We start from the raw sequence: 5,118 nt of genomic DNA, 5'->3' as shown, positions 1-5,118 counted from the left end.
CGCCGCGTCGGCGGCGGCGGCGGCGCGGGCACCGACATCGGCTCGATCGCGCGGGGCGCGCTCGACGAGGTGGACGCGAGCCGCCCCGCGCAGGCGGGCCCGCCGCTCCAGCCGGGCGTGGAGCCGGTGCGCCACCGGGTGGGCCGGGGCGAGACGGCCTATTCCGTCGCGCGGCTCTACGGCGTGTCGGTGCGCGCGCTCGCCGAGTGGAACGGGCTCGGGCCGGACCTCGCCGTGCGCGAGGGCCAGTACCTCCTGATCCCGATCGCGCTCGACGGCGGCGCGACCGAGGTGGCGGCGGCACGCCCCGGCGAGAGCATCGCCCCCGCCCCGCCCTCGGCCGCGCAGCCGCTCCCCGACCCGATCGCGGCCGCCCCCCTGCCGCCCGCGACCGGCGGCGGGCCGACGCCGCCCGCGCCGCCTCCGGCGCCCGCGCCCGCCCCCGCCCCGGCCGCCGAGCCCGAGAGTTCCTCGCGCTTCGTGCGGCCGGTGGAGGGCCCGGTCCTGCGGGCCTACTCGGCGGCGAACGAGGGGATCGACTTCTCCGCCCCGGCCGGCACGCCGGTGCGCGCGGCGGCCGACGGCGAGGTGGCGGCGATCACCCAGGACACCGACCGGGTGCCGATCCTGGTGATCCGGCATGCCGACGGGCTCCTGACGGTCTATGCCAACATCCGGAACATCTCGGTCTCGCGCGGCGACCGGGTGACGCGCGGCCAGACGGTCGCCGAAGTGGGCGCGGGCGACCCGTCCTTCCTGCATTTCGAGGTCCGGCGCGGCTTCGAGGCCGTCGACCCGAACCGTTTCCTGCCCTGAGGGCAGGACCCGCACCGCGCCGGCGGGGGCATCGAGCCCCCGCCGGCGCGCGGCCTTCGGCCCTGCGTATTTCCGGAAAGATGAAAGCATGGGCTCAGGAAGCCCGGCGCATCTCGAAGCGGCAGGCGGGCGCGCCCTGGGCGCAGCAGGCGACCTCCGTGCAGCGCCAGTCCGGGCCGCAGAGGGCGGAGAAGAGCCGCTCGAAGACCGCCGCGTGCCAATGGCAGAGGGGCGTGTCGGAGCGCTCGCCCCGCACGACGGGGTTGTCGGCGATCTCGAAGACGACGGGCCAGGTGGAGACGAGGCGGAAGCCGCCCGAGCCGCAGAAGGTCCAGGCGTGTTTCGCGACCGCGCGGGCGAGGATCGGGGCGGCGAGGCGCGCGGGCAGAAGGCGGAGGAGCGCCTGCGCCCTGGGCGGGATGCGGTGGGCGAGGATGTAGTCGCCGGTGCGTTCGCCCGCCGCGCGCGCAAGGCGGGGAGCCGCCTCGGGCAGTTCGGCGCGGAGCGCCTGGTGGAGGCGGGCGGCCGGGGCCTCGTCGATGAGGCCCTGCGCGGGGTCGGGCAACGCGATCACGCCGGCGCGGGCGAGGAGCCTGGCGGTGACCGCCGCGCCCGCTTCGTCCTGCAGGACGGGGACGAGTTGCAGGATCGCGTTCGGGCCGATCCGGCCCGCTCCGGGGCCGGACCGCTCCTTCGCCGTGGCGGGCATGGCGCTACTCCGCGGGCTCGGTCATCTGCCCGGTGCCGCCGCCGCAGGCCTTCGCCTGCGCCGCCGCATCGCCGCCCGGCCGCACCTCCGCCCCGTTCGGCATCCTGAACGAGGTGTCCCGCGCCTCCTTCCGCGCGCGCTTCTGCGCGGCGAGGTCCTGGGTGGACTGCCAGTCGTCCATCTGCGCCTTGGCGATGGTGCGCGTCCGGTCGAAGTTGAACACGACCTTGTCCTTGGATTGCGGGCCCCAGTAGTTGTGCTTGCCGAGGTCGTAGAAGGAGCGCTGGAAGCCCGCCTTGGCGAAGGCCTTGAGGCAGCCGAGGAGGTAGCGGCGCCGGTAGCCCGTTCCGCGCCAGGGGTAGTAGAACAGCGCCTTGCGCGAGTAGAAGCGCCGGTAGTTGTGCATCACCCGGTCGAGCAGCGTGGCGCGGTCCATCGCCTCGGGGCGCATGATGGGCGTCACGAAGTTGTACTTCGAGAAGTCGAAGATCTCGACCTTGTCGCCGAGTTCCTGGAACAGCGGCGTGAAGGGCCAGGGCGTGTACATCGCCCAGTTGGCGAGGTCGGGCTGCCAGTCCCAGGCCATCTGGAAGGTCTCCTCCAGGGTCTCGGGCGTCTCGTTGTCGAGGCCGACGATGAACTGCGCCTCGACGAAGATGTCGGCCTCGCGCAGGAGGCGGATCGCCTCCTTGTTGTCGGCGACCTTGGTCTCCTTGTTGAACTGGTCGAGCTTCATCTGCGCCGCGGCCTCGGTGCCGAGCGAGACGTGGACGAGGCCCGCGCGGCGGTAGAGCGGCAGGAGATCCTTGTCGCGCATGATGTCGGTGACGCGCGTGTTGATGCCCCATTGCACGCGGCGCGGCAGGTCGCGGGCGATCAGTTCCTCGCAGAACTGGATGAACTTGCGCCGGTTGATGGTGGGTTCCTCGTCGGCGAGGATGAAGAAGCCCACGTCGTGCTCGTTCACGAGGGCTTCGATCTCGTCCACGACCTTGATCGGGTCGCGCACGCGGTAGTCGCGCCAGAACTTCCACTGCGAGCAGAAGGAGCAGGTGAAGGGGCAGCCGCGCGCCATGTTGGGGATCGCGACGCGCACGCCGAGCGGGACGTACATGTACCTGGACCACTCGAGCAGCGACCAGTCGGGCGAGATGGCGTCGATGTCCTTCACGGTGGCGGCGGCGGGGGTGGCCACGATCTCCCCGCCGTCGAGGAAGGCGAGGCCCTTGATCCTGCGGCGATCCTCGGCGATGCGGCCCTCGGCGATGGCGCGCATGACCTCGACGATGATCTCCTCGCCCTCGCCGCGCACGATCAGGTCGATATGCGGCGCCTCGGACAGGACCTGCCGGTACATGAAGGTGGCGTGGATGCCGCCGAGGATGGTGACGGCGTCGGGCAGGATCTCCCGGGCGAGCGCCAGCGTCTCCTCGGCGACGTAGATCGAGGGGGTGATGGCGGTGGTGCCCACCACGTCGGGCTGCAGCTCGGCCAGTTTCACGCGGAGCTGGCCGGGCGTCAGGTCATGCGTCATCGCGTCGATGAAGTGGATGTCGTCGAAGCCCGCGGCCTTCAGCGACCCGGCGAGATAGGCGACCCAGGCGGGCGGCCAGTTGCCCGCGATCTCGGCGCCCCCCGAATGGTAGTTGGGGTGGATTAGACAGATGCGCATGGCCCGACTCCCTGACGTTGTCAGGCCAGCGGATCACAAAATCTGTCAACCTGGATTGACACACATCAAGTCGCGCCGGACGGGCACTTGAAACGACTCGGAAAATGCGCGCAAAATTGTCGCAGGCATGTGGAACCGGCGGCGCCGCGTCCGGCGTTGTCGGGGGAACCGATAACGCGAGGGGTGCGCGCGATGTGGGACCGGATGCTCGACCGAATGCTGCGCGGGTTCTTCACGGTCGGCGCGCTCGAGATGGTCTACCCGAACGGCGAAACGCGGCGATACGGCGAGGCCTCGGCCGCGCCGATCAAGGTCCGGATGACCGACCCCGCGCTGCCGCGCCGCTTCGTCGCCAACGCCGAGCTCGCGCTGGGCGAGGCCTACATGGACGGCACCTTCACCATCGACGGCGACGACCTCGACGCGTTCCTCACGCTGGTGACGCGGAACGCGGCGCGGGGGCGGCACGTCTGGTGGCGGCGGCTCGATCACGCGATCCGCTACGCGCGGCGCAAGATCGACCAGAACAACCCGGCGTTCCGGGCGCGGGCCAACGTGGCGCATCACTACGACCTGTCGGGCGCGCTCTATGACCTCTTCCTCGATGCCGACCGGCAGTATTCCTGCGCCTATTTCGCGGACCCCTCGATGACGCTCGAGGCCGCGCAGGCGGCCAAGAAGCACCACATCGCGGGCAAGCTGCTGCTCGAGCCGGGGATGGAGGTCTTCGAGATCGGCTGCGGCTGGGGCGGCATGGCGCTGACGCTGGCGCGGGACTACGGCGCGCGCGTGCTGGGCGTGACCTTGAGCGAGGAGCAGCACAAGGTCGCGACCGAACGGGCGCGGAAGGCGGGGCTCTCGGACCGGGTGCGTTTCGAGCTGATGGACTACCGCGCCGTGAAGGGGCGCTTCGACCGGATCGTGTCGGTGGGCATGTTCGAGCACGTGGGCGTGCCGCATTACCGCGAGTATTTCGACACCGTGCGCGCGCGGCTGAAGGAGGACGGCATCGCGCTCGTCCACACGATCGGGCGCGCGGCGCCGCCCGGCACGACGAGCCCGTGGATCGCGAAGTACATCTTCCCTGGCGGCTACGTGCCCGCGCTGTCGGAGATGACGCGCGCCGTCGAGGACGCGGACCTCTACCCCTGCGACGTGGAGGTCTGGCGCCTGCATTATGCCGAGACGCTCCGGCACTGGTACGACCGCTTCATGGCGAACGAGGCGGCCGCGCGCGCGCTCTACGACGCGCGTTTCTGCCGGATGTGGCGCTACTACCTCAAGGCCTGCGAACTGACCTTCCGGCACAACCGGCAATGTGTCTTCCAGGTGCAGCTCGCCCGCCGGCAGGATGCCGTGCCGCTGACGCGCGACTACCTCTATCCGCGCGAGCGGCAGGCGCACCTTTCGGCGGCGGAGTGAGCCTCAGGCCGTGGTGTCGGACAGGAGGTTCAGCACCATGACGCCGGCCACGATCAGGCCGATGCCGACCCAGGCGGCGGTGTCGAGTTTCTGGCCGAAGACGAGCCAGCCGACCATCGTGACGATCGCCACGCCCACGCCCGACCAGATCGCGTAGGTGACGCCGAGCGGCAGGACGAGGAGCACCCGCGCCAGCAGGTAGAAGGCGATCCCGTAGCCGAGGACGACGACGGCCACGGCGCCGGGCCGGGTGAAACCCGCCGACGCCTTGAGCGCCGTCGTGCCGACGACCTCGGCCGCGATGGCGAGGACGAGAAGCAGCCAGTGCATGTCGAAAGCCCTCCGGACCTGGTGGCGTGGCCCCCGCCTAGACCCCCCGCGCGGCACTGGCAAGCGCGCGCGGCGATGGCTGTCGTGAATCCCTTGCGCCCGGGGCGCGCGCCTCTATAACGCCAGCAATTTGCGCGCCGTCCACCGGGGGACCCCATGCCGAAGAGAA

At 71.1% G+C, this 5,118-nt stretch carries 5 protein-coding genes; 2 read left to right on the top strand and 3 right to left on the bottom strand.

The annotated features are described in order from the left end of the window. The coding region (locus ACTS11_RS11935; protein ID WP_442640537.1) for a peptidoglycan DD-metalloendopeptidase family protein at window positions 1-816 on the top strand (816 nt) is incomplete at its 5' end. Window positions 817-910: 94 nt separating this feature from the next. Here the strand turns inward: ACTS11_RS11935 and bchJ are convergent. Both bchJ and bchE read right to left on the bottom strand, forming a co-directional pair. Next, window positions 911-1,525 (bottom strand): bacteriochlorophyll 4-vinyl reductase, encoded by a 615-nt coding sequence (gene bchJ, locus ACTS11_RS11930; protein ID WP_442640536.1) that lies wholly within the window; start codon window positions 1,523-1,525, stop codon window positions 911-913. A gap of 4 nt (window positions 1,526-1,529) precedes the next feature. After that, entirely contained in the window at window positions 1,530-3,197 is a 1,668-nt protein-coding gene (gene bchE / locus ACTS11_RS11925; RefSeq protein ID WP_442640535.1) for a magnesium-protoporphyrin IX monomethyl ester anaerobic oxidative cyclase, read from the bottom strand. Window positions 3,198-3,389: 192 nt separating this feature from the next. Here bchE and ACTS11_RS11920 point away from each other — a divergent pair, with 192 nt between their 5' ends. Next, on the top strand, window positions 3,390-4,619 hold the full coding sequence (locus ACTS11_RS11920; protein ID WP_442640534.1) for a class I SAM-dependent methyltransferase: 1,230 nt from the start codon (window positions 3,390-3,392) through the stop codon (window positions 4,617-4,619). A gap of 3 nt (window positions 4,620-4,622) precedes the next feature. Here the strand turns inward: ACTS11_RS11920 and ACTS11_RS11915 are convergent, their stop codons facing one another. Next, entirely contained in the window at window positions 4,623-4,949 is a 327-nt protein-coding gene (locus ACTS11_RS11915) for a DMT family transporter (RefSeq protein ID WP_442640533.1), read from the bottom strand. Between the last annotated feature and the right edge of the window lie 169 nt (window positions 4,950-5,118).

Source organism: Roseicyclus sp. (genome assembly GCF_052168335.1).
GTDB lineage: Bacteria > Pseudomonadota > Alphaproteobacteria > Rhodobacterales > Rhodobacteraceae > Roseibacterium.
This window is presented reverse-complemented; position numbering and strand designations above follow the sequence as displayed.